The sequence below is a fragment of the Pseudomonas sp. B21-040 genome (assembly GCF_024748695.1).
Lineage (GTDB): Bacteria > Pseudomonadota > Gammaproteobacteria > Pseudomonadales > Pseudomonadaceae > Aquipseudomonas.
In genome coordinates, this window is sequence record NZ_CP087176.1 from 4,856,406 (window position 1) to 4,880,814 (window position 24,409).

A 24,409-nucleotide genomic window follows, 5' to 3' on the forward strand; every position below is an offset into this window, starting at 1 on the left:
CAAACACTCTGCCCTGCTACGATTTTGGTTAGTCTTGCGGCTCTTCTTCGTCTGCTGCGTCGGCCTGCAGGTTGTCGACAGCATCGTCCGGTTCGGCACCGATTACGGTTCCTTCCAGCTCAACACCCTCTTCACCTTCCAGTTCTTCACCTTCGACTTCCGACGGCTCCTGAACCCGCTCCAGACCGACCAGCGTTTCATCGCTGGCCAGCTTGATGAGGGTCACGCCCTGGGTGTTTCGACCCAGGCTGGAGACTTCGTCGACACGGGTACGAACCAAAGTACCCTGGTCGGAAATCAACATGATTTCCTCGCCGTCGAGCACCTGGACTGCACCGACCAGACGACCGTTACGGTCGTTGCTGACCATGGCGATAACGCCCTGGCCGCCACGCTTGTACTCAGGGAACTCGGTGATCGCCGTACGCTTGCCGAAACCACGCGCCGAAGCGGTGAGGATCTGGCTGCCTTCTTCCGGGATCAGCATGGAAATCAGCTTCTGACCTTCCGGCAGGCGCATGCCGCGAACACCGCGAGCGGTACGGCCCATGGCGCGAACGTCGGTTTCCTTGAAGCGAGTGACCTTGCCACCGTCGGAGAACAGCATGACTTCGCGCTCGCCATCGGTAATCGCGGCAGAGATCAGCACGTCACCTTCGTCCAGCTCCAGCGCGATCAGACCTACGCTGCGTTGACGGCTGAAGGATTCCAGCGGGGTCTTCTTCACGGTGCCTTTGGCAGTGGCCATGAAGATGAAATGACCTTCGGTGTATTCCTCGACCGGCAGCATGGTGGTGATGTATTCATCACTGTCCAGCGGCAGCAGGTTGACCAGCGGACGACCACGGGCAGCGCGGGACGCTTCCGGAATTTCATAGGTTTTCAGCCAGTACACCTTGCCCTTGCTGGAGAACAGCAGCAGCGTGGTGTGGCTGTTGGCGACCAGCAGGTGAGCGATGTAGTCCTCATCCTTGACGCCAGTCGCCGACTTGCCTTTACCGCCACGACGCTGAGCCTGGTACGCAGCCAAAGGCTGGGTCTTGGCATAGCCACCGTGGGAAATGGTCACGACGCGCTCTTCTTCCGGGATCATGTCACCCAGGGTCAGGTCGAGACGGGCATCGAGAATCTCGGTGCGGCGCACATCGCCGTATTCGGCGCGAATCACTTCCAGCTCTTCGCGAATCACTTCCATCAGGCGCGTGGCGCTGCTGAGGATGCGGATCAGCTCGCCGATCTGGTTGAGGATCTCTTGATACTCGGCCAGCAGCTTTTCGTGTTCCAGACCGGTCAGGCGGTGCAGACGCAGTTCCAGAATGGCTTGCGCCTGCTCTGGCGACAGGAAGTACTTGCCTTCGCGCAGACCGTATTGCGGGTCCAGGGTCTCTGGACGGCAAGAGTCGGCACCGGCTCGCTCGACCATCGCCACTACGGCGGAGGATTCCCAGGCAGTGCTGATCAGCGCTTCCTTGGCTTCCGACGGCGTTGGCGAGGCCTTGATCAGGGCGATGACCGGGTCGATGTTCGACAGGGCAACCGCTTGACCTTCCAGAATGTGACCACGTTCGCGGGCTTTACGCAGTTCGAACACGGTACGGCGGGTAACGACTTCACGACGGTGACGAACGAAGGCTTCCAGCAGGTCCTTGAGGTTCAGGATCCGCGGACGGCCGTCGATCAGCGCAACAATGTTGATACCGAAAACCGCTTGCAACTGAGTCTGGGCGTAGAGGTTGTTGAGGATCACCTCAGGCACTTCGCCACGGCGCAACTCGATCACGACGCGCATACCGTCCTTGTCGGACTCGTCGCGCAGTTCGGTGATGCCTTCAAGTTTCTTCTCTTTCACCAGCTCGGCGATCTTCTCGATCAGACGCGCCTTGTTGAGCTGGTAAGGGAGTTCGGTGATGACGATCTGCTGGCGGCCACCGACCTTGTCGATGTCTTCGATCGTCGAGCGGGCGCGCATATAAATGCGGCCACGGCCGGTGCGATAGGCTTCGATGATGCCGGCGCGACCGTTGATGATCGCGGCCGTCGGGAAGTCCGGACCAGGGATGTATTGCATCAGCTCATCGATGGTCAACTCAGGGTTGTCGATGAGTGCCAGGCAACCGTCGATGACTTCACCGAGGTTGTGCGGCGGAATGTTGGTCGCCATGCCCACGGCGATACCGCTGGAGCCGTTGACGAGCAGGTTGGGAATACGGGTCGGCATGACCGCCGGGATCATTTCGGTGCCGTCGTAGTTCGGCACCCAGTCCACGGTTTCCTTGTGCAGGTCAGCCAGCAGCTCGTGCGCCAGCTTGGTCATGCGCACTTCGGTGTATCGCATGGCCGCGGCATTGTCGCCGTCCACCGAACCGAAGTTGCCTTGACCGTCTACCAGCAGGTAGCGCAGCGAGAATGGCTGCGCCATCCGGACGATCGTGTCGTATACCGCGGTATCACCGTGCGGGTGATACTTACCGATAACGTCGCCGACAACACGGGCAGATTTCTTGTACGGCTTGTTGAAGTCGTTGCCCAGCTCGCTCATCGCGAACAGCACACGCCGGTGCACGGGCTTCAAGCCATCGCGCGCATCCGGCAAGGCCCGCCCGACAATTACGCTCATTGCGTAGTCGAGGTAGGACTGCTTCAGCTCGTCTTCGATATTGACCGGGAGGATTTCTTTGGCCAGTTCGCCCATGAGAAGCTCGATTCCTTTTTCTGGTGAAACTTCGTCACATCCATATGGGACGAACGAAGCTCGCCGCTGCAGGCTGAGTGCCATACACCGACTTACGACAAATCAACAAGTTGAACCCTGGATTTGCGCAGTAAAGACAACCCCGTGGGGCAGCCTCGGAAAACGCCGGATGTTATCACAAGAGCCGCCACGCACCTATCCCCCAGATGCGCATGGAGCATAGTTAGTTGACCGATGACAGGCTTGAAGGAGACGAGAGAGGCTCAGAGCTATGCCAAGTCCGGATTTGCAGGCGAAATGCGGGGGCAGACCGAGTAATCGTTCATCGCGGGCAAGCCTTGCTCCTACCGGAACGTGAACCCTGTGGGAGCAAAGCTTGCTCGCGACAGCAATTTATCCGACAACACAAAGCGTCAATGCAGGCGCTTGCGGCACATCAACTGCGCCATCTTCGCGGTATCCGGACGCTCGACGATGCCTTTTTCAGTAACGATCGCATCAATCAGGTCCGCCGGGGTGACGTCGAACACCGGATTGAACGCATCGACGTCCGCCCCGACCCGCTTGCCACCGACTTCCAGCAACTCGCGACCGTCACGTTCCTCGATAGGAATTTCATCACCACTGGCCAGGTTCATGTCGATGGTCGAGCTCGGCGCCACCACCATGAAGCGCACGCCGTGGTGCATGGCGGTGACCGCCAACTGATAGGTGCCGATCTTGTTCGCGACATCGCCATTGGCGGTGATCCGGTCGGCGCCGACGATCACCCAGGTCACGCCTTTGGTTTTCATGATGTGCGCAGCGGCTGAATCGGCATTCAGGGTCACCGGAATCCCCTCGTTGGCCAGCTCCCACGCCGTCAGACGCGAACCTTGCAGCCACGGACGGGTTTCATCGGCGTAAACGCGCTCGACCATGCCTTCAATAAAAGCGCCGCGAATGACACCCAGAGCAGTGCCGAAGCCGCCGGTGGCCAGTGCGCCGGTATTGCAATGGGTCAGGATTGCCTGGGCATTGCCCTGATGTTTGCGGATCAGGTCCACACCCAGTTGGGCCATGGTCAGGTTAGCTTCGCGATCACTTTCGTGAATGGCGATAGCCTCCGCCTCCAGTGCCGCCAGCGGATCAGCATCTTCCTTGAGGCGATCCAGGCGGTCACGCATGCGACTCAAGGCCCAGAACAGATTCACCGCCGTTGGACGGGAATCGGCCAGCAACGCGTAATCCTCTTCCCACGAGGCCTGCCAGTCACCGCCCTCGGCAATTCGGGCGCGGGCGGAAAGCACCATGGCATAGGCCGCACTGATACCGATCGCCGGCGCACCGCGCACCACCATCGAACGAATGGCCTCGGCCACACCGGCCGCGCTGGTGTAGGCAATCCAGGTCTCTTCGAAGGGCAAAATACGCTGATCCAGCAGGTACAGGGCGCCATCACGCCAATCGATGGCCTTCACTTTCTCCGCAGCCAACAGTCGATCGCGCATCCCACACCCCGCACTCAAGCACAAAAGCCGCCGATTATAGCGATCCCCCCGCGAAGACGCTCGGGTATACTTCGCCATCCTTTACAAAAGCACTGGAACCGATCTTCGATGCCGAACACAGCCGCTGCGCTCGACCTGTTATTGCTGCCGACCTGGCTGGTACCCGTCGAACCCGCTGGCGTTGTCCTCAAAGAGCATGGCCTGGGCATCCGTGACGGACGCATCGTGTTTATCGGCCCACGCTCGGCTGCGCTGAAGCTTAACGCAACTGAAGTACGCGAGTTGCCAGACGTGCTGCTCAGCCCCGGCCTGATCAATGCCCACGGCCACGCCGCCATGACGCTGTTTCGCGGCCTGGCCGATGATTTGCCGCTGATGACCTGGCTGGAGAACCACATCTGGCCGGCAGAAGCCAAATGGGTCGATGAAGCGTTTGTACGTGACGGCACGGACCTGGCCATCGCCGAACAGATCAAAGGTGGCATCACCTGCTTCTCTGACATGTATTTCTTCCCGAAGGTTGCCAGCGAGCGCGTGCACAACAGCGGTATTCGCGCCCAAATCGCCATTCCGATCCTCGATTTCCCGATCCCGGGCGCCAGCACGGCGGACGAAGCCATTCGTCAGGGCGTGGAGTTGTTTGGCGATCTCAAGCATCACGAACGCATCAAAGTCACTTTTGGCCCCCATGCCCCCTACACCGTGGGCGATGAAAACCTGGAAAAAATCCGGGTGATTGCCGAAGAGCTGGACGCCTCGATCCACATGCATGTCCATGAGACGGCTTTCGAAGTGCAGCAGTCCCTCGAGCAGCGTGGTGAACGTCCTTTGGCCCGACTCGGGCGCCTGGGTTTGCTCGGGCCACGCTTCCAGGCCGTTCACATGACCCAGATCAGCGATGAAGACCTGGTGATGCTGGTAGAAAGCAACACCAGTGTGATTCATTGCCCGGAGTCCAACCTCAAGCTGGCCAGTGGTTTTTGCCCGGTCGAGCGGTTGTGGCAGGCGGGCGTCAATGTGGCCGTGGGCACCGATGGCGCCGCCAGCAACAACGATCTCGACCTGCTGGGCGAAACCCGCACCGCTGCCTTGCTGGCCAAGGCCGTTGCCGGCTCCGCCACTGCGCTGGATGCTCATCGTGCCTTGCGCATGGCCACGCTCAATGGCGCTCGCGCGCTGGGCATCGAGTCTGAAACCGGTTCACTGGAAGTCGGCAAAGCGGCAGATATCGTTGCCTTCGACCTGTCAGGCCTGGCGCAACAACCGGTCTACGACCCGGTTTCGCAACTGATCTACGCCACCGGCCGCGATTGCGTGAAACACCTGTGGGTCGCTGGCAAGCAACTGCTCGATGACCGACGCCTGACCCGCCTGGATGAAGAACAGCTTTGTGCCACCGCCAAAGCCTGGGGCCAGCGCATCAGTGGCCGTACCGAATCGTAAGATCCCCGGACCGAAAACCGGGGCAACAGGATTTTTCAAGTTTAGAGGACTGAATCATGAGCAACGTCGACTACGCCGAAATCGCCAAATTCGAAGCCCTGGCCCATCGCTGGTGGGACCGTGAAAGCGAGTTCAAGCCGCTTCACGACATCAACCCGCTGCGGGTCAACTGGATTGACGAGCGGGTCAACCTGGCCGGCAAGAAGGTTCTGGACGTCGGTTGCGGCGGCGGCATCCTGAGCGAGGCCATGGCCCAGCGCGGTGCCACCGTCATGGGTATCGACATGGGCGAAGCACCGCTCGCGGTCGCCCAGCTGCATCAGCTGGAATCGGGCGTGAATGTCGAATACCGCCAGATCACCGCCGAAGGCCTCGCCGAAGAAATGCCCGAGCAGTTCGACGTCGTCACGTGCCTGGAAATGCTCGAGCACGTGCCCGATCCTTCTTCGGTCATCCGCGCCTGCTTCCGCATGGTCAAGCCCGGCGGCCAAGTGTTCTTCTCCACCATCAACCGCAACCCGAAGGCGTATATGTTCGCTATCGTCGGCGCGGAATACATCATGAAACTGCTGCCGCGCGGCACCCATGATTTCAAGAAGTTCATCCGCCCTTCCGAGCTCGGCGCCTGGAGTCGCATGGCCGGCCTGACCGTCAAAGACATCATCGGCCTGACCTACAACCCGCTGACCAAACACTACAAACTGGCGGCCGACGTGGACGTCAACTACATGATCCAGACCCTGCGCGAGGAGTAAGCCGATGCGTATCAGAGCAGTCCTTTTTGACATGGACGGCACGCTGCTCGACACCGCGCCGGACTTTATTGCCATCTGCCAGGCAATGCGCGCCGACCGTGGCTTGCCCCCCATGAATGACAAGCACATTCGTGACGAGATATCCGGTGGCGCCAAGGCGATGGTCGCCGTGACCTTTTCGATGGACCCGGAATCGCCTGGCTTTGAAGAGCTGCGACTGGAATTCCTGGAGCGCTATCTCGCCGGCTGTGCGGTTCACAGCAAGCTCTTCGACGGAATGGGCGAATTACTGGCCGACATCGAGAAGAGCAACCTGATCTGGGGTGTGGTCACTAACAAGCCGCTGCGTTTCGCCGAGCCGATCATGCAACAGCTGGGGCTGGCCGAGCGTTCCGCGCTGCTGATCTGCCCGGATCATGTGAAGAACAGCAAGCCCGACCCGGAGCCGCTGATTCTCGCGTGCAAGATGCTCGATCTGGACCCGGCCAGCGTGTTGTTTGTCGGCGATGACCTGCGTGATATCGAGTCGGGGCGCGACGCCGGCACCAAGACGGCCGCCGTGACCTATGGCTACATTCATCCGGACGATAACCCGCGGCATTGGGGTGCGGATGTAGTGGTCGATCATCCGCTGGAGTTGCGCAAGGTGCTCGATAGCGCGCTGTGTGGCTGCTGAGCGGCGACGCAGAGCGTCACTGGCTGCATTCCCACGCGGAGCGTGGGAACGATCTAACTCTCGTAGAGGTTTCTTATGTTTGATTATTCCGCCCGCCCCGAATTGCTCAAGGACCGGGTCATTCTGATTACCGGTGCAGGCCGTGGCATCGGCGCGGCCGCTGCGAAAACCTACGCAGCCCATGGCGCCACCGTACTGTTGCTGGGCAAGACCGAAGCGAACCTGACGCAGGTTTATGACGAAATCGAAGCGGCCGGGCACCCACAGCCAGCGGTGATCCCGTTCAACCTGGAAACCGCCCTGCCCCACCAGTACGATGAACTGGCGGCGATGATCGAGACCGAATTCGGCCATCTCGACGGCTTGCTGCACAACGCATCGATCATTGGTCCGCGCACACCGCTCGAACAGCTGTCCGGCGAAAACTTCATGCGGGTCATGCAAGTCAACGTCAATGCCATGTTCATGCTCACCAGCACCCTGCTGCCACTGCTCAAGCTGTCGCAGGACGCCTCGGTGGTGTTCACCTCCAGCAGCGTCGGCCGTAAGGGGCGCGCCTATTGGGGCGCTTATGGCGTGTCCAAGTTTGCCACCGAAGGCTTGATGCAAACCCTGGCGGACGAAGTAGACACCGTGGCCCCCGTTCGCTCCAACAGCATCAACCCGGGCGCCACGCGCACCAGCATGCGAGCCCAGGCCTATCCGGGGGAAAATCCGCTGAACAATCCGACCCCGGAGGAGATCATGCCGGTCTATCTCTACTTGATGGGCCCGGACAGTACCGGCATCAATGGTCAGGCTTTTAACGCGCAGTAATCACCACACGTCGCTTTTACGTGCCGCGCCGACTTCCCGTCGCGGCACTTAAAGCGCGTCGTAAACACTCCCTCAGCTGTCAAACAACCGCCACCCACTTTGCCAGCCGTCTTCCCTGCAAAGTCCAACCTGCTGAATTTGATAGCCTTTTATCTGAATGAACCGAATGGCACAACTTTCGCTCTAACGTTGCTCAAACACGCAGTGTGAAAGCAGTCGGGGGGATGTCTGAGTCGATAGGTTACTAATCTTCGGCAAAGCAGACTAAACTTGCGCCAAATGTCCTACGGGACTGATGGACCAGTACGACGCGCAGCCCAAAGCCGCTCTCACCCAGCCTGTAAGACAGTCTTACTGCTTTAGGGGCTCACGCCATATGAAATCACCTCCCCAGACCAACGCAATTGACTTCGATAGCGCGAAATTGCAACGCCTGGGACTTGGTCAGCAGCCACCCCTTCTGGAGCGGCCCGTCAGCCTTGCGCAATTGCGTCAGCAACTGGACCAGCAGCTGCAAACCAGTCTTGAGCCCCAACGGATTCTCGGACTTTTCTTTCGCGAAGTTCAGCGCCTGGTGCCGCTGGATGCCTTGAAATATGAGCATCAGGCCAGTGACCTGCGCCTGGAGTTTGGCCAGCGCGGCCATCACTCGGTCAGTTACAGCCTCAGCCATGAAGGCGAGCCCCTTGGTGACTTGGTATTCCGTCGTAATCAACGTTTCAGTGAACTTGATCAGGGCAACCTGGAGTCACTGCTGTCCGCATTGCTCTTTCCGATACGCAACGCCTTGCTGTACCGGGCGGCGACCCAAAGTGCATTACGCGACCCCTTGACCGATACCGGCAACCGCATTGCCATGGACCAGACCCTCGAGCGCGAAATCGAGATGTCGCGGCGCCACTTGATGCCTTTGTCGTTGCTGATGCTGGACATCGATCATTTTAAAAACGTCAACGACAGCTACGGTCACAATGCTGGCGATGAAGTGCTCAAGACAGTCGCCGGCGCAATCAAAAACCAGCTGCGCAATGTCGACATGGTGTTTCGGTTTGGGGGCGAAGAGTTCCTGATCCTGTTGTCCAACACCACTCGGGAAGCAGCAGCCATGGTCGGCGAGCGACTGCGGATTGCGGCCCAGTCCCAGGACTATCAGGCGGATGGCAATGCCGTTGAACTGACCGTCAGCCTTGGATGCTCGACCCTGTTGCCAGGTGAGTCTGCCGAAAGCCTGTTGCGACGCGCCGACAGTGCGTTGTATGTCGCCAAGCGCGAAGGACGTAACCGTTTGGCGATGGCGGGTTAAGCCTTTGAAAACTCAAAAAAGGGGAGCCAATCGGCTCCCCTTTTTTGTGCACAACCGTCAGATCAACTTTCCGCCAACGCCATGCGCTCACGCACCACCGCAGCTTTTTCTGAATGCTCCAGTTGCATGCAGCGCTCCAGAAACAGATGCATGTAGTCGTAGCTCTTGCAGACGGCCTGGCGCAATTCCACTTGCAGGGATGCGCTCGGGTTCATGCCCGCCAGGGTGCAGATGATTTCCAGCGCTTCCCATGGATGCGCGTCGTCGTACTGAGCGTGCATCTTCAACCACTTCATGGCCCGTTTGCGATCTTCTTCAGGGAACGCTGCGGCGTAGATGCCACTGGAGCACACCAGCGCCGACCACTCCCCAGTGGCGCCTTCGATGGCGTAGTTGGTGGCCGCGATGGCGACGATCAACGAGTCTGCTGAACTGGTGTGCCAGCACCAATGGCTCAGGGCATGTAGTTCGGGAGCGACTTGTTGCGCTTGCAGATCCTCCAGGCTGACACCATGAGCCCTGCTCCAATGCACCCAGTAATCGGCGTGGTTCAGCTCGACGCGAATATTGCGCATCAGCCAACGACGCGCCATGTCTTCACCTGGATGGCGGGCAAAGCGGGTCTTGGTCAGGTTTTGTGCCATGTATAACGCGAACTGTTCAACCACCGGCCAGCCACCGATAAGGTACTGGCGCATGGTTTTTGCACTGAGCTTGTTGTCTCGCATGCGTTGATACAGCTCGTGTTCGACAACCCGGCGCTTACTCTCGCTGCAATCCTTGATGAGCTGTTGCGCCCAGGCGGGATAACTTGCAGCTTCCATGAGTGGTCCGGTTCGGTTGAATGTGTCGATCACTGTCGGGCTCCTTTTGATTGTGATTGTTCGGATCAACAAGAGATTTCAACGGAACGTGCCCGGGGCCTTGAACAACAGAGGCTGGGGCCTGGCAGGACGACTTTGCAAACTATCGCAGGTAAACAGATGCGGGCGTTCAATCACATACCCTTGAGCGAAATCGACCCCGATCTCCAGCAATGCCTGTTCAATCTGGGGTGACTCTACAAACTCGGCAATCGTGCGCTTACCCATGACATGGCCGATGTGGTTGATCACTTCGACCATGGCGCGGTTAATCGGGTCGTCCAACATATCCTTTACGAAACTCCCATCGATCTTCAGGAAGTCTACAGGCAAATGTTTCAAGTAAGCGAACGAGGACATTCCGGCACAAAAGTCATCTAACGAGAAGTGACAGCCTAAACCTTTGAGTTCATTGATAAATCTAATTGCACTGCCCAAATTGGAAATAGCACTTGTTTCAGTGATTTCAAAACAAATCATTTCAGGCGGAATTGAATAATTAACAAACTGTTCACGCAGGAAGTCCAGAAACGCCTCATCTCCGATAGTTGTGCCTGACAGATTAATCGCACACATCGCGTACGGCCCCTTGCGCTCTTCGGCTTTGCATTGGGCAATGATCTTGAAAACATTCTCCACCACCCAGCGATCGAGAGCGGTCATCAGTCCATAACGCTCCGCCGCCGGAATAAAACTGTCCGGCAGGATCATACGACCGGCTTCATCATGCAGGCGCAACAGAATCTCGATATGCCCGCCACCGCGCTCGGTATGCCCCAACGGCGCGATTTCCTGGGAGTACAGGCAAAACCGGTTCTCTTCCAGCGCCATGTGCAGGCGCTGCACCCACGCCATCTCGCCAAAACGCAGTGACAGTTCCGAGTCATCGGCGTGATAGACCTGAACCCGATTGCGCCCTTTTTCCTTGGCCATGTAACACGCCATATCCGCGGCGCGCAAGGAAGCCTCCAGGGTTGTAGGCGGTTGCGCGACATGCACCAGCCCGATACTCACCGTGGTGACAAAGGGTCGCCCCTTCCAGACAAAATGCAGGTTCTGTACGGTCTGACGCAAACTTTCGGCAATCTTCTCGGCCGCTTCCGGTGCGCAGTTTTCCAGCAAGATACCGAACTCATCGCCCCCCAGCCGAGCCAGGGTGTCTCCTTCACGCAAACCGGATTGCAACAAGGCACAGATATGCCGCAGCAGCTCATCGCCCGCCGCGTGGCCGCAGGTGTCGTTGACCAGTTTGAATTGATCCAGATCGAGAAACATCAGGGCATGGCGCCCGGAATGCCGTGTCAGGTTGTGCAGTGCCTGCTCCAGTCGGAACTCGAACTCACGCCGGTTGGCGAGCCCGGTCAAGGCGTCATGTGTCGCCTGCCAGGACAGATTGGCAATGTATTGGCGCTCCTGCGTCATGTCGTGCAACACCAGAACGGTGCCGCTGACCTTGCCCGCATTGCGAATCGGCGAACCGACCAGCGTCACCGACACCGTGCTGCCATCGAGCCGCTGAATCAGTTTGGAATGTTCGCTGCCCCCACTGAGTTGACCACTCAGAATATGTTCGATCAGGGTGAACCCGTCAGCCTGGGCGTTTTCGTCCAGCAAGTTGAACAGCGCCGCCAGAGGCAAACCCGTCGCCTGTTCGGCTTTCCAGTGGGTCAGGGCCTCGGCGGCGGGGTTCATGTAGGCGATAGCGCCTTCGACATCCGTGGTGATCACCCCGTCGCCGATCGATTGCAAGGTGATCTGAGCCCGGTCTTTCTCCAGTTGCAGCGCCTCGGCGAACTCATGGCGCTGTTTGAGCAACTTGTGCGTACGCAGCAACGCAAGGGCAATCAGGCCCAGCGCCGTGGCGAGGTTGGTCACCAGCAATAACCGGAGAATCAAGCGAGAGCCCTCGCCCAATGCGTCGCTGAACGCTTTGGCGGCTGGCGTCACGGCATCGTTGATGGCGAGTATCTGGTCTCTCCAGCGTTTGATATCGGCAGATGTGACCTGACTGTCGGCCACGCGCCGGTGCATCTCTTGCGCAACCTCATCGAGCTGTAGCAGGTACGCGTCCCCCACCGTCCAGCGGTCGATGGCTTTTTCAAGGTAACTGAAGTGCCGAAAGTTGAGGTAGAGCCAGATCAGACTGGAAACGTCGTCCGGGTGGTTGCCGCCCTTGAGGATCGCCACTCGCGCGGCTTCGATATCAGGTGGCTGGTGGTCCAGCGCCAGGCGCAACTCGTGGCCACCCTGAGGTACAGCAATGGCTTTCTGGTATTTGAGAAAAATCGCCTCGTCGCGACTGTCCGCGTAAAGGTTGAGGTAATAGATGGCGTCTTTTTGCCCCTTCGACCACAAACTTTCACCGGCCACATAGCCGCGCACTGCCGACAGAACGTAAAGGCTGACGCCACCCAACAGGGCCTGAAACAGCACGACGGCAATAAATGGCCAGACAATGCCCAATAGCCGCGGCGTTCCGAGAGTCCGGGTTTGATTCATGAGGTCCCTTGTTTTAGCACTGCCAGATCATCATCCCAATGTGATCGCTCCTCCAAGACTAGGGTGCGTTGCCCCTACAGGCAAGCCAGAGTCGACATTTCACCCTCCGTGCTTCCTGAGAGGCATGTGGATGCATTCTCAAACACTAAAAAGCCAATGCACGCAAACCAATACAGTCACTCTGGATATCGACCTATGAACCGCTCTCGTCGGGGCCTCATGCCGAAAATCTGGAGCGATATATATGTACCTCACTATTATTTTTTGCCGGCGTAAAACTGGTCGTCTTTCTGTAAGCGCTTACAACTTGAACATCGCCTTACAGGAGTCCAGCCAATAATAGAGAGACACCCATGAACATGCCGTCACCTACAACATCACCGAGTGACTTATCAGAAGAACAACATCTACCATTCTCCGCGGCCATGGAGTACCAAGGTGTGTTGTCCGACTACGACACACTTATCGCCGCTCTGAGAAAGCCCGATTTCTCATCAAAAGACCTGGAAACCTTCATAGTTCTCCAATCTACTTCCCTCCTCCGCGCCCAAGATAAAGAACCAGGCACCCTCAAGCTTGTACAAATGATCAACCATTACGGCATCTCCCCCTGGGATCCGGGAAACGCCGCTGAACATCGTGCGACGATTCACACCCTGGAAGAAAAGCGCGCCCGCTACTCGCTGCAACTGGACAGTGGTGTTGATATCGAAGCGATCAATCGCACCCCAGACAAAAAAGACCTTAAGCTCCTGGCAACCATCCAGAAGGCCTCACCGAAAGATGGCATGACCCTCGATAGCCTGATCGCTCAACTGACGGATCGGGACATTATCGACATCGTTAAGCGATTCCTCCCCGAATCACAAACTTCACTCTTTAGCCACTTCGAAAAAAACACCTCCCCTCGCCCGACCATCGAGCAAGTTCGCGCGACGCCGATGGTTTTTCTCGAAAAAATTCTGCGCTCTGCGGAGTCCCAGCGACTAGGAAGTTTATTGCTGGAAGGATTGAACTGGTACGGCGGAAAACCGGGTGAGGATGCCTCTGCCGGGGTACGAATCAAATTAATCAGTAAAGCCATTCGGCTCTGGACAAATACATCACGGAACGACAAGCCAGAAAACATTTCCGGGTACCCTTGGCAACAGCGCTCAAACTGGGGAAAGAGTTACCAGAACATCTGGGCGGAATTCGAGCAGCATCTATTCGACAGCAAACGAGCGTCCTCAATGGTTGAGGCCATCTTGCTCGCTCGCTTGTTCCAAACCGAATTTCCAACAGAGTTTCAAGTCTGCGACATCCCGCCCGACCTGCCCTATAGAAGTTCCGTCGTCTGGGTCAATTTCGTTCACGGAGTCACGCTCGCTGAAGCCATGGAGCCGGACTTGATCCAGCGCATGAGCTTCCAGCAATTGGTGGATTTTCCGCTTCGGCAGTCTATGCAAGCCAGTCCACAAGAGCTGGAACTCATCACCCTGTGCAGAATGCCTGCAACTCTCGAATGGGCGATTACCAATGGTGTTGTTACTGAGAGAACCGACTCGGATTACTCACTTGAGGAAAAAACTCAATCTATCAAGTCACTCGACGAACACACCGACGCCTTGAGAAAAGCGATCATTCAACTGGACGTCGACTACCCAAAAAGATTTTCTATCGCCGAGAGGGAGATGAGGACGTATTTCAGGGACTCTTTACGCTGGACGCCTGTAGGATTCAGAGAAGTCTTTGGCAACCGAACCCACTTTCCGTTCATCTCTGACGGGCGAAAGTTAATTGAAGACTTCGAATCCAGTGAAGCAGGTGGGTTTTTACGAACACCACCGCTACGGGACAAAATCTACACCTTTCAAGACGTCTACATGTCAGGGAGGCTGAACAGAAGCTGGCATATCACCCAGCAGGATGGAACACGCAAAAGCGCGTATCGAATCAGCCTCAACACAGACCGTACAATTAACTCCAATGATCCCAGTTTTCCTGCCGCACTGAAGCGAAAACCCCTGCCAGATGCGACGCAGTTATTTGAGGCGGAATTCAAAAGCTATCTCGATTTGAGTAAAAGCGCGTATCAAACACTACTGAAAAGCCTGCTGACATCACTCCCCCATGATGAACGCCAAGCCATAGAGTTGGGCGAGGTAAAGATCTACACCTTGAGAAAATCCACCAACGAGATAGAGCTAGAAGACGAGACACCCGACATCACGCTACCGCTGCGGCTTCGAATGGGTTTTATTCTGCATCTCTCTTACAAATCCCGGGCTTCCTTTTACGAATGTTTACCACGTGCAGGGATTATTAGACTGCGTACGGATTTTTTATTATCCATGCTTGGCGGAACAGTAAGCTCCCAGCTAACCCCAGTGCCCCTCGTTAACTTTAAAGCCGTTTCTTTTCGCCATAAAACAAGAGTGCCGTTTGATTGGCAAGCTCATGAAGCCGGTAGTTTTCCAAAGAAAGATGCAGTGTGTGAGGCAATTATTGATCAGTTTGGTAAAACATTTACCGCCCCTTCCATTGGCATCGAGAATGAGCAATCGGCGCGCCCAAGCGTAACGAGTTCCCGAGCAACGGAACTTTCAAACTACATTGCCGACCACTTTTTTTACCATGACGAAAAACTGCTTCATGCTTCGGCCAAGGGCGAAACCGAGATTGAGCGTATCGCCGCGCGCCCTCATTGGCTGGTCTCCGTCAAAGGGTTCATACCGTTTTGGGGAGGCATAGAAGACCTGCTTTCAGGCGACCCGAAAAAAAGGGTATGGGCCATTTTTGGTTTGATTGTGGATGCGGCCTCGTTCGCGCTTCCCTTGGGGAAATTCGTATCGGGCTCAGTGAAGCTGGCCTCCATTGCAGTCCGCTCGGGTGTACGCGCTGCACTTCCGCGATTTGGCGCACTGGCTGAAAAACTGCTTATTTCATCCGTACAAAACGCAATTCCTTTCTATGGCCTTCCGACGCTGGCACTACGGCTCTCACGCGGAACTCTGAGAGGTTTGTATGCAGGCGTTAAATTCGCAGCCAAAAAGTCTTACAACAGCTTGAAGCCTGCACTCGGTAGAGCAAACACGTACAACTTCATCGAAGGCTTGCCTCAGGTCAATGATCCAGGCCGCTGGCGCCCCCTCACACAGAGCGATCAATTGGCGACCTTTCGCGGACTCGACGATGTCCCTGTACGCAACATCGGCTCGACCACCAAGCCCGCACACTATTTGATCGACCCCCTATCCGCCAAACCCTATGGGCCTGTATTGAAAGTGTCGGAAAAAGAACTGTCCATCGGGCCATCGATGTATCCGACCGTCAGAGAAAACAGCGAAGCACTGCTGTTCAATATCCCCGAAAACACTCGCGTAAACGAAGTCCTTGAAATTGACGGCCGAACGACGCTGTTCATCGACGACGTGCCGTATCGACTGGACGGCGACGCCCTACGGCGCGCAGACCTGCGGGATGCCCGGGAAACGCTCAAGCCGATACCTTGTCGGCCACGACGCGCCCCAGGGTCCGTTTGCGAAACCAGTTACGCATGGCGCGATCCCGCTCCGACGCCGGCCGCCGGCACATTCGACGAAACCAAAGGCTGGGCTCCATGGTTCGGGGACAGTATCTATACCTCAGCCATAACGGGGCGCGTTCCGTTACTGAAGACCGTGAATTATCCTGGCAGGCTCATGGCTACGATCGAGTATCAGAAAGGGATTTACGGAAGAATCAAAGCGAACATCTCCGGCCGCGGGAGTCAATTTGATACCTTCAAGACCGGCGCTATCATTGTCCCGGCACTGGACGGTTCGAAACACTATATTTTCACCCGACTGGGCGCCGGCGATTTTTACGTCGCCGAGCGCTTTGCGGGGCAAAGCCTCACCGCGCCCCTGACTTTGCGCAAGGCAAAAACATCGCCCCACGATGTGGTAGAGGAGTTGAAGAAGGTTTATATCGGCTCGCTGAATGCCAATAACATGGCCAGAATTTATGGTATTAACCGCGTCGAGCGCGCCTTGAAAGCCATGGATGACATTGCCATACCGATCGGTGGCCATACCAATCCACCCCAGACCCTTAAACATCTCAACGTGGATACCAGCCCCGCGGAAGCCGTGTTGTTCGATCACTCGACAAGAATGATCGTGCGTCATTCAACCGACGGTGCTGCGACGTGGTCACTGTCCCGGACGGCGCCGGACAGTGCTCGTGAAACCACTGCTGAAATCTTCAATACACTCTTTTGCAAAACGGTTGTCACTGTGGAGTCGTCGGTTCGGGGCGCACCCAAGGCCTTGAAAATCGATAACACGATGCGACAACTGCAAATAGAGATCAGTAAAAAACTGAATAGGCCGATACACAGTTCCAGAAACATTGCGTTCGCCGAGATCAAGACGAAGGCCGGGGTGCGTGAAGTGTATGTCAGTGTTTCTGGCAATCAAGGGGACACCCATTTCCTGCCCCTGTTTTCCAGAAGCAGACAGACAAACGAAGTGAAAGTAGACGGCACCAGTTACTTCAACATAGATCATGACATCAACTTCCCGCAGACATCACTTAGCGTCTCCGATTCCGGCAAGCTACGGGCGATCCCTCACACCATCGACAACATCGAAACATACACACCTGCGCTCACGTCGCGCCCTACCTCACTGGACACCGAGAGCAAGCTCATCAGCGCCATACGAGACAAATACCCTGACCCTAAAGAGCTGGATTCCATCACGATCGCCACCACCATGGCACCTTGCGATTCATGCGCGATCGTCATGAAGCAATTCAGCTATGACGGCAACCCTGATGCGCTGGGCGTGATATGGAAGTAAACATCCGACGTGGCTACAACTGCTGCAAATGCCCATAAAGCTTGGCGTACAAACCACCATCGGCAATCAACTGCTGATGGTCGCCATCCTCGGCAATCTGCCCGCCATCGAACACCAATACCCGGTCGGCCTGTTTCACCGCCGACAAGCGGTGCGCGATGATTAGCGTAGTGCGGTTGCTCAGGAACCGTGCCAGCGCCTGGTGCAGGTTGTATTCAGTGGCAGCGTCCAGTGCGGAAGTGGCCTCGTCGAGGATCACCACTTTGGGTTCGGCCAGTACCATCCGCGCAATCGCCAGGCGTTGGCGCTGGCCGCCGGACAAACGCACACCGGAGCGTCCGACGATGCTGTCGAGGCCGTCAGGCAATTCTCGAACCGTGTGCTGCAATTGCGCAATTTCCAGCGCTTGCCAGCAGGCTTCGTCACTGCGCTCACGGCCCATCGTCAGGTTGGCGCGAATGGTGTCGTTAAACAGCGCGGGGTGTTGCAGGACGACAGCGACGTTTTCGCGGACCGTTTCCAGGCCGATCTCTTGCTGGGTCGAACCACCGAAGCGAATGGTCCCGGCCAGCGGCGTGTATAAACCCAGCAGCAACTGCACCAAGGTGCTTTTACCGCCGCCACTGGCACCGACGATGGCGACTTTTTCCCCGGGGGCGATGGACAGGTCCATCTTGTTCAACACCAACTCGTCGCCATAACCGAAACTCAGGCCCTGGACTTCAATGCCCACGGTGTCACGGCCCTGAAACGGGTCGACGCCACCCGGGTACTGCGGCTCATCGGCCCGGGACAGCAGTTCGTTAATCCGCGACAACGCGCCGCTGGCGGCGTAATAGGCGTACTGCAAGTTCAGCAGTTGTTCCACCGGACCGATCATGAACCACAGGTAGCTGAACACCGCCAGCATCTGGCCGATGGACAGGTCGGAAAACAGCACGGTGAGCATGGCCGCGGCACGGAAAATATCGATGCCAAACTGGAACAACAGGCCGCTGGCGCGGTTCGAGGCATCGGTTTTCCACTGAGAGTTCACCGCGTAATCGCGCACCTCCCGGGCTCGCAGGCCAAGGCGCCCGAGGAAGAACCCCTGGCGGTTACCGGCGCGTACTTCCTGAATTGAATCGAGGGTTTCGGTCAGTGCCTGGGTGAAGCGCGAGGTGCTGTCGTTTTCGAGTTTTTTCAGGTGTTTGACCCGCTTGCCCAACTGCACCGTGGCATAGATCACCAACGGGTTGAACAGCATGATCAGCAGCGCCAGCTTCCAGTGCATCCAGATCAGAATGCTCGCGGTACCCACCAGGGTCAGCATCGCCACGAGGAAACGACTGAGGGTTTCGCCGACGAATTTGTCCAGCGTGTCCAGGTCGGTGACCAGGTGCGTGGTCACGGTGCCGCTGCCCAGACTTTCGTATTCGCCCAGGGAAATTCGCTTGAGCCGCTCGATCAGCCGGGTGCGAATGCGATAGACGATGTCCTTGGCCAGCGCCGCGAACAACTTTGCTTGCACGACGTTGAACAACAAGGCCCCGCAGCGCAACACCAAGGTCACGAGCAACATCAGGCCAATGTAGCCCGCCGCTTTCTGCCAGCCTTCGGGCAGGGCGTGGTTCATGACCTTCAGCGCGGCGTCACCGTGCCCCAGCAATACTTCGTCCACCAGCAACGGCAGCAGCAATGGAATCGGCACGCTGCACAAGGTCGCCAGCACGGCGACGCCGTTGGCGATCCACAGGGATTTTTTATGGTGCAAGGCCAGTCGGCGGATTTCGGCCCAGCTCAATCGATCGACAGGCTTGGGCGCCGGGACGTCATCGGGCACATCATGCACAGGCAGCACGCTCCAGCCAGCGGCCGAGCAACGGGGACAGTTCACTCAGAGGCTGATACCCGTTGGTCAGCAACGCCAATTGACCATTACGCTCAGCCAGCAAGGTTGGGAAACCGGCGATGCCCAAGTCCTGGACCCAGGTGAAGTCGGCCGCCGTGGCGGCGTGCATATCGGCACGGTCGAACGCGGCGGCAAACTCAATGCGCGGCAAACCGGCCTGCTCGGCGAGTTCGACCAGCACGCTGGCGCGGGTGACGTCGCGACCTTCGGCGTAGAACGCGTGCTGAATCAGGCCCAGCAGCTTCCACGCGCAATCCGGCGCCAGGCTGCGCGCAGTGACCAGAGCCCGGCACGCGGGCTCGGTGTCGTAGACAAAACCGTCGGGCAGCGCCCCCTCAAGCTTGAACGGTTGGCCGGTGGCCTCGGTGACCGCTTGCCAATGTTCAAGAATGTAGCGCCGTGTGGTGGGCTCCAGCGCCGCGCCGCTGCCGGTGCGCAAACCACCGACGATCAAATGCACGTCGACGCCTGCCGCCTGTGCTTGCGCGACCAAGGCGTTAGCCACTGGCGCAAAGCCCCAGCACCAAGAACACATCGGATCCATCACGTAAAGCAGGCGGCGCGCTGACATGGTTCAAGCCTCGGAAGGAGTTTGCTTGTAGTTGTAGCCGATCGGGTGAGGCAAGTTGCGCGCCTTGGCCAGTTCGATCTGCTTCTGCCGATCAATGGCACTGCGCCGGGTTTTCTCGCTCAAGGTGTCCCAGCAATGCGGGCAACTGATGCCGGCCACGTAGTGCTCTGAGGCGCGGTCTTCAACACTGACTGGCGTACGACAGGCATGACACTGATCGTAATCACCTTCGCTGAGGTCATGACGAACGGTCACACGGTTATCGAACACAAAGCAGTCGCCCTGCCATTTGGTTTCTTCCTGCGGCACCTCTTCGAGGTACTTCAGGATACCGCCCTTGAGGTGGTAGACCTCATCGAAACCTTCGCTGAGCATGTAGCTCGACGCTTTCTCGCAACGGATGCCGCCGGTGCAGAACATCGCGACCTTCTTGTGCACGGCGGGGTCGAAGTTGGCTTTGATGTAGTCGGGAAATTCGCGAAAACTGGTGGTTTTCGGGTCGATGGCGCCTTCGAAGGTGCCAATCGATACTTCGTAATCGTTGCGGGTGTCGATCAACAGCACTTCCGGATCGTTGATCAACGCATTCCAGTCCTGCGGATCAACGTAGGTGCCGACCTTTTTGTTCGGGTCCACGCCATCAACACCCAGGGTGACGATTTCTTTCTTGAGTTTGACTTTGGTGCGATAGAACGGCTGATCGTCGCAGTACGACTCTTTGTGATCGATGTCGTCCATGCGTGGGTCGTTCTTGAGCCAGGCCATCAGTCCGTCGATGCCTTCGCGGGTACCGGACACAGTGCCGTTGATGCCTTCTTCAGCGATCAGCAGCGTGCCTTTGATGCCGTTGTCGACCATGGCTTGCAGCAGTGGCTCGCGCAGGGCGACGTAATCTTGCAGGGTGACGAACTTATACAGTGCCGCCACGACAATCTGTTGTGTCATGGGTGTTTCTCCAGGTGGCTACCCTCGCAAAGGGTGAACCGGATTCAAAAAAAACGCGCCGGGTGAGCGGCGCGTTGCGGATTCTAGCAAAAAACGCGGGTTTAATGCTTGCTGCCGCCAGCACAGGTCGGTGAGGCCGGGGCCGCGTCGATCTGTGCCCATTCCTCGGGCGTGTAGGTATGCAGCGCCAACGCATGGAACTCGCCCATCAACTCGCCGAGCGTGCCGTAGACTTTCTGGTGACGCTTGACGCGATTCAGCCCTTCGAACTGCTGGCTGACCACCACGGCCTTGAAGTGAGTCTGCAACCCACGGCTGTGCATGTGGCTTTCATCCAGCACTTGCAGGTGTTGCGGCTGTAACAGGCCCAGTGTCGATTCGATGCGTTGTTGCATGGTCATACCGAACTCCGCTTAAGGCTTTTTCTTGGCTGGAGCGGCGGCGCCTTTCGGCTCCAGCTCGGCCGTCATGTCAGCCAGCAGCTTGTTGACTACAGGCACTGCGCTTTCCAGCTTGGCTTGAGTCATCTGGGCCGATTGCTGAGTCAGCTGTGGCATTTTTTCCAGGACTTTCTTGCCCAGTGGCGACTGGTAGAACGCAACCAGGTCTTTGAGCTCGGACTCGCTGAAGTTGGCGGTGTAGAGCTTGACCATTTCCGGTTTCAGCTTGTTCCAGCCAATGGCTTGGTCCAGCGCAGCGTTGGCTTTGGCCTGATACGTTTCCAGCAACGCTTTTTTCGATTCAGGGGCTTTGGTCTGTTCAAAGCGCTGAGCGAACATTTGCTGCACTTGCATGTACACCGGAGTGCCCAATTTGTCAGCGTGCGCCAGGGTCAGGAAAGCTTCGGCACTGGCGTTATGGCTGGCGGTATCGGCAAAAACAGGGCCGCTGGCGCAAACCAGTGCAACCGCGGTACAGATGGCACGAAGACGAGTCATCGAGTTTCCTTTTCTAGCAGGCGAGGTAAAACCCCAAGGGCGTCCATTCTGCGCCTAAAAAAGTGTGTCGCTCAACCCCAAGCCTTGTCGGGCCTGAATTAGAGGGGTTGAAGGCTCAAAAACCTGTCAGATGGAACCACGGCCGACGATCACGGCCTAAACTGCGCTATCAGACCTACAGGAGTGTGCATGATGAGCCGTATCGAAACCGACAGCCTTGGCCAGGTGGAAGTCCCCGATGAAGCTTACTGGGGCGCTCAGACGCAACGCTCGCTGATTAACTTCGCCATCGGCAACGAAAAAATGCCGCTGGCGGTGCTGCATGCCCTGGCACTGATCAAAAAAGCCGCGGCGCGAGTCAACGTCCGTAACGGCGACGTGCCCGCCGACATCGCCCGGCTGATCGAACAGGCGGCCGACGAAGTGCTCGATGGCAACCATGACGACCAGTTCCCGCTGGTGGTCTGGCAGACCGGCAGCGGCACCCAAAGCAATATGAACGTCAATGAAGTGATCGCTGGCCGCGCCAACGAGCTGGCCGGCAACCCGCGCGGCGGCAAGTCGCCGGTGCACCCCAACGATCACGTCAATCGCTCCCAGAGCTCCAATGACTGTTTCCCCACCGCCATGCACATCGCCGCGGCGCAGGCCGTTCAGCAGCAGTTGTTACCGGCGATCAGTGAATTGTCGGGAGGCCTTGCCGAGCTGGCAGCGCGCCACATGAAACTGGTCAAGACCGGCCGAACGCACATGATGGACGCCACGCCGATCACGTTCGGCCAGGAAGTTTCGGCGTTTATTGCGCAACTGGATTACGCCGAACGGGCGATCCGCAGCGCGTTGCCAGCCGTGTGTGAGCTGGCCCAGGGCGGTACCGCGGTCGGCACGGGGCTGAATTCGCCTCACGGTTTTGGCGAAGCGATTGCCGCCGAACTGGCCGCCCTCTCCGGCCTGCCTTTCATCACGGCGCCGAACAAATTCGCCGCACTGGCCGGTCATGAGCCGCTGACGACCCTGTCGGGTGCACTGAAAACCCTGGCGGTGACCCTGATGAAAATCGCCAACGACTTGCGCCTGCTGGGCTCCGGGCCACGAGCCGGTTTTGCTGAAGTGAAATTGCCGGCCAACGAACCGGGCAGCTCGATCATGCCGGGCAAGGTCAATCCGACGCAGTGCGAAGCGCTATCGATGCTGGCTTGCCAGGTCCTGGGCAACGACGTCGCCATCGGGTTTGCGGCGAGCCAGGGCCATCTGCAATTGAATGTGTTCAAACCGGTGATCATCCACAACCTGCTGCAATCTATCCGCCTGCTGGGCGATGGCTGCAGCAACTTCCAGCAGCACTGCATTGCCGGACTTGAGCCGGACGCAGAGAAAATGGCTGAACATCTGGAGCGGGGCTTGATGCTGGTGACCGCGTTGAACCCGCACATCGGCTATGACAAATCGGCAGAGATTGCCAAGAAGGCGTATGCGCAGGGGCTGACGTTGCGGGAGGCGGCGTTGCAGTTGGGTTATCTGACCGATGAACAGTTTGATGCGTGGGTGCGGCCGGAAAACATGCTGGAGGCCGGGGCCAAGGGCTGAGATGTGTAGCGCCTGACAGTCAGCCATCGCGGGCAAGCCATGCGCCTACGGGTTTTGCGTCGATCAAAATGTCCGGTATCGACACAAAACCCGTAGGAGCATGGCTTGCCCGCGATGAACGATGACGCGGTTTAACCGGCCGCCATCCGCACCTTCCGGGCCTTGAGCCCGGCAATCAACGACGGCCCCAACGCCACCAGCGCCGACCCCAGCACCACCAGCACCGCGCCGCCATAGCCCAGACCGTTGATCGTCTCGGCATGCACAAAATCAGGCCACAACCATGCCGCCACGGCCACCGCGGCAAACGTCACCAACGGCGTGATCGCCAGCGTCGCACTCACCCGCGAAGCTTCCCAATGGGCCAACGCTTCGGCAAACGCGCCATAGGCAATCAGCGTATTCATGCAGCACGCCAGCAGCAGCCAGCCTTGCAGCGGGCTCAGTTGCAGCACTTCCAGTGGGTGCACCCACGGCGTCAGCAACAGCGCGCAGAACAGGTAGATCACCATCATCACCTGCAACGAATTCCACACGGTCAGCAGTTGCTTCTGCCCCAAGGCGTAGAAGGTCCAGACCGTGGACGCCAGCAACACCAGCAGCACGCCGGTGGTGTATTCGGTCAACGAAGTGAGTAACTCGGCCAGGCGCTGATTGAAAAACAGGGCGAAACCGACCAGCAGCACCAGCAGCCCAATCCCCTGCCCCACGCTGAAGCGTTCCTTGAACACAAACAGACTGGCGATCAGCAACATGATTGGGCCCATCTGCACCACCAATTGCGCGGTGCCGGCGCTGAGCAAGTTCAAACCCATCAAGTACAACACGTAGTTACCGACCAGACCGAGCACCGCCATCAGCACCAGCCAGCCACCGCGCGGGCCGAGGGCTTTACGGCTCGGCAAGCGTTTGGTCGCCGCCAGATAAACGAACAGGCACCCGCCGGATACGATCAAGCGAAACCAGGTGACGGTCACCGGGTCCATCACCAGCAGCACTTGCTTGAGTTTGATCGGCAGGATTCCCCACAGCAGCGCAGTCAGCAGGGCCAGAAACAGACCGTAAACCCAGCGACCGGATGAAATGTGCATGCGAACCCCAACAGCCAGATGGC

17 protein-coding genes are annotated in these 24,409 nt (G+C 57.8%); 7 read left to right on the forward strand and 10 right to left on the reverse strand.

From position 1 onward, the window contains the following. Nucleotides 1-28: 28 nt before the first annotated feature. Both gyrA and mtnA read right to left on the reverse strand, forming a co-directional pair. Nucleotides 29-2,692 (reverse strand): DNA gyrase subunit A, encoded by a 2,664-nt coding sequence (gene gyrA / locus LOY55_RS22230; RefSeq protein ID WP_046031749.1) that lies wholly within the window; start codon nt 2,690-2,692, stop codon nt 29-31. Between the two features lie 413 nt (nt 2,693-3,105). Beyond that, a complete protein-coding gene (gene mtnA / locus LOY55_RS22235) occupies nt 3,106-4,182 on the reverse strand; it encodes an S-methyl-5-thioribose-1-phosphate isomerase (protein WP_077431579.1) in 1,077 nt (358 codons plus the stop codon). A 108-nt stretch (nt 4,183-4,290) separates the two neighbouring features. Between mtnA and LOY55_RS22240 the strand changes: the two genes are divergently transcribed. The 5 genes from LOY55_RS22240 to LOY55_RS22260 all read left to right on the forward strand — a co-directional run bounded on the left by LOY55_RS22240 (nt 4,291) and on the right by LOY55_RS22260 (nt 9,175). Further along, nucleotides 4,291-5,625: a TRZ/ATZ family hydrolase gene (locus LOY55_RS22240; protein ID WP_109785240.1), complete on the forward strand. Its 1,335-nt coding sequence runs from the start codon at nt 4,291-4,293 to the stop codon at nt 5,623-5,625. Between the two features lie 56 nt (nt 5,626-5,681). After that, complete coding sequence (gene ubiG, locus LOY55_RS22245; RefSeq protein WP_046031746.1) at nt 5,682-6,380, forward strand: bifunctional 2-polyprenyl-6-hydroxyphenol methylase/3-demethylubiquinol 3-O-methyltransferase UbiG; 699 nt, start codon at nt 5,682-5,684, stop codon at nt 6,378-6,380. 4 nt (nt 6,381-6,384) lie between these two features. Then, nucleotides 6,385-7,056 carry an N-acetylmuramic acid 6-phosphate phosphatase MupP gene (gene mupP, locus LOY55_RS22250; protein WP_046031745.1) on the forward strand — a complete coding sequence of 224 codons (672 nt, stop codon included), beginning with the start codon at nt 6,385-6,387 and terminating at the stop codon, nt 7,054-7,056. Nucleotides 7,057-7,131: 75 nt separating this feature from the next. Further along, on the forward strand, nt 7,132-7,872 hold the full coding sequence (locus tag LOY55_RS22255; protein ID WP_046031744.1) for a YciK family oxidoreductase: 741 nt from the start codon (nt 7,132-7,134) through the stop codon (nt 7,870-7,872). A gap of 376 nt (nt 7,873-8,248) precedes the next feature. Further along, nucleotides 8,249-9,175, forward strand: coding sequence for a GGDEF domain-containing protein (locus LOY55_RS22260; RefSeq protein ID WP_258666772.1), 927 nt, complete (start codon nt 8,249-8,251; stop codon nt 9,173-9,175). 62 nt (nt 9,176-9,237) lie between these two features. Here the strand turns inward: LOY55_RS22260 and LOY55_RS22265 are convergent, their stop codons facing one another. Both LOY55_RS22265 and LOY55_RS22270 read right to left on the reverse strand, forming a co-directional pair. After that, complete coding sequence (locus LOY55_RS22265) at nt 9,238-9,999, reverse strand: iron-containing redox enzyme family protein (protein ID WP_263295453.1); 762 nt, start codon at nt 9,997-9,999, stop codon at nt 9,238-9,240. A gap of 78 nt (nt 10,000-10,077) precedes the next feature. Continuing rightward, nucleotides 10,078-12,537 (reverse strand): EAL domain-containing protein, encoded by a 2,460-nt coding sequence (locus tag LOY55_RS22270; RefSeq protein ID WP_046031741.1) that lies wholly within the window; start codon nt 12,535-12,537, stop codon nt 10,078-10,080. 353 nt (nt 12,538-12,890) lie between these two features. Here LOY55_RS22270 and LOY55_RS22275 point away from each other — a divergent pair, with 353 nt between their 5' ends. Further along, a complete protein-coding gene (locus tag LOY55_RS22275) occupies nt 12,891-17,363 on the forward strand; it encodes a deaminase domain-containing protein (RefSeq protein WP_258666778.1) in 4,473 nt (1,490 codons plus the stop codon). Between the two features lie 13 nt (nt 17,364-17,376). On the opposite strand, the gene LOY55_RS22280 is transcribed toward LOY55_RS22275, so the two are convergent. From LOY55_RS22280 to LOY55_RS22300, 5 genes are all read right to left on the reverse strand, one after another. Beyond that, complete coding sequence (locus LOY55_RS22280) at nt 17,377-19,194, reverse strand: ABC transporter ATP-binding protein (protein ID WP_046031740.1); 1,818 nt, start codon at nt 19,192-19,194, stop codon at nt 17,377-17,379. Then, nucleotides 19,187-19,789 carry a DsbA family protein gene (locus tag LOY55_RS22285; RefSeq protein ID WP_175649043.1) on the reverse strand — a complete coding sequence of 201 codons (603 nt, stop codon included), beginning with the start codon at nt 19,787-19,789 and terminating at the stop codon, nt 19,187-19,189. Before LOY55_RS22285 ends, LOY55_RS22280 begins: the two co-directional genes overlap by 8 nt. Nucleotides 19,790-19,828: 39 nt before the next feature. Then, nucleotides 19,829-20,770, reverse strand: a complete 942-nt coding sequence (locus LOY55_RS22290) for a rhodanese-related sulfurtransferase (RefSeq protein WP_046031738.1) — start codon at nt 20,768-20,770, stop codon at nt 19,829-19,831. Nucleotides 20,771-20,871: 101 nt separating this feature from the next. Beyond that, nucleotides 20,872-21,171 (reverse strand): BolA family transcriptional regulator, encoded by a 300-nt coding sequence (locus LOY55_RS22295; RefSeq protein WP_008151216.1) that lies wholly within the window; start codon nt 21,169-21,171, stop codon nt 20,872-20,874. Nucleotides 21,172-21,183: 12 nt separating this feature from the next. Further along, nucleotides 21,184-21,708: a DUF2059 domain-containing protein gene (locus LOY55_RS22300; RefSeq protein WP_046031737.1), complete on the reverse strand. Its 525-nt coding sequence runs from the start codon at nt 21,706-21,708 to the stop codon at nt 21,184-21,186. A 192-nt stretch (nt 21,709-21,900) separates the two neighbouring features. Between LOY55_RS22300 and LOY55_RS22305 the strand changes: the two genes are divergently transcribed. Then, entirely contained in the window at nt 21,901-23,295 is a 1,395-nt protein-coding gene (locus LOY55_RS22305) for a class II fumarate hydratase (RefSeq protein WP_258666784.1), read from the forward strand. A 131-nt stretch (nt 23,296-23,426) separates the two neighbouring features. Here the strand turns inward: LOY55_RS22305 and LOY55_RS22310 are convergent, their stop codons facing one another. Beyond that, nucleotides 23,427-24,386, reverse strand: coding sequence for a DMT family transporter (locus tag LOY55_RS22310; protein ID WP_258666787.1), 960 nt, complete (start codon nt 24,384-24,386; stop codon nt 23,427-23,429). Nucleotides 24,387-24,409 lie beyond the last annotated feature (23 nt).